Origin of the sequence: Photobacterium aphoticum (assembly GCF_001029435.1) — a bacterium.
Taxonomy (GTDB): domain Bacteria; phylum Pseudomonadota; class Gammaproteobacteria; order Enterobacterales; family Vibrionaceae; genus Photobacterium; species Photobacterium aphoticum.
Window position 1 is genome coordinate 1 of sequence record NZ_LDOV01000084.1, and the last position, 380, is coordinate 380.

1 protein-coding gene is annotated in these 380 nt (G+C 45.5%); it reads right to left on the reverse strand.

The window, feature by feature from the left end; all coding sequences use genetic code 11:
- Positions 1–159: 159 nt before the first annotated feature.
- The coding region (locus ABT58_RS24255; RefSeq protein WP_047876778.1) for a hypothetical protein at positions 160–380 on the reverse strand (221 nt) is incomplete at its 5' end.

The following is a 380-nucleotide window of genomic DNA, read 5'->3' on the forward strand; positions in this document are numbered from 1 at the left end:
TTGTCAGGCTTGGGAATGTTGCCGTCAGGATATGACCACCAGCTTTTATCAGTTCGACTAAAACTTGTGTTTCAATGTCCATCGTTGTTCCTCCACAGAAAAAAGCGGAACAACACCCAGCGGTGTGTCCCGCATGGGTTGGCTTATTGGCTTATTAACTCAGAGAACTTCCCAGTGAAATATTTCCTCTTCACCGGTTGGCTCGCCTTCACTTACATATAATTCTAATTCCATAGTGCCTTTGGTTTCAGACACTTCATTAAAGCCATAAGAAACGATATGGGGAATGAAGCTATGTTCCATTTCTGGTTTAGCAATTCCACAGTCAGCGAGTGCCTGCCCTTCTACTTCATCGTCGCATACAACGCCAGGAGCGCTGC